2 protein-coding genes are annotated in these 625 nt (G+C 71.0%); both read right to left on the reverse strand.

From position 1 onward, the window contains the following. Positions 1-321: DEAD/DEAH box helicase family protein (locus A5636_RS16505; RefSeq protein WP_216638842.1), on the reverse strand; the 321-nt coding region annotated here is incomplete at its 3' end. 72 nt (positions 322-393) lie between these two features. Then, on the reverse strand, positions 394-625 hold a 232-nt coding region (locus tag A5636_RS26605; protein ID WP_216638843.1), incomplete at its 5' end, for a hypothetical protein.

The following is a 625-nucleotide window of genomic DNA, read 5'->3' on the forward strand; positions in this document are numbered from 1 at the left end:
GTGCGGCAACATCTCTCGTAACTCGTTGGCGAGCTGGGCTGCCAGCGTCTTGTTCGGGGCCATCACCAGAGTCGGACGTTGCAGCCGTTCGATCAGCCAGGCGGTGGTGGCGGACTTACCGGTGCCGGTGGCGCCGAGCAGCACCACGTCGTGCTCCCCCGCCTTGATGCGGCGCTCCAGCTCGTCGATGGCAGCGGGCTGGTCGCCGGCGGGCTGATGTGGGCTGACCACTTCGAAGCGCGCGCCGGCGGTGCGAACGAGCTCGTCGACGGCACGGTATTCGGAGTGGGCGATTACTGGGTGTTCGGTGGCGAAAGCCATAGCACCAGGGTAAAGCCAGGCACCGACAGTCTTTATTCCTCGAGCGTGCCGGGTGCCTACGGCGCTGCGGCGTTAGGACGGCCCGTCGGCGCCGGCTTTCCCGGCCAGGGTGCCGCCCCGTCCGCCGATGCCGCCGACCGCGCCGCCACCACCGCCGGCGCCGCCGTTTCCGCCGTCGCCGATGAGCTGCGCGTTGCCACCGTTTCCGCCGTCTTTGCCCGAGCCGTTGTTACCCGCGCCGCCGCCACCGGTACCGCCGGCGCCGCCGGCGCCGCCCGCGCCACCGCCGCCACCGTTGCCATAT

This window comes from Mycobacterium asiaticum (assembly GCF_001673315.1).
GTDB lineage: Bacteria > Actinomycetota > Actinomycetes > Mycobacteriales > Mycobacteriaceae > Mycobacterium > Mycobacterium asiaticum_B.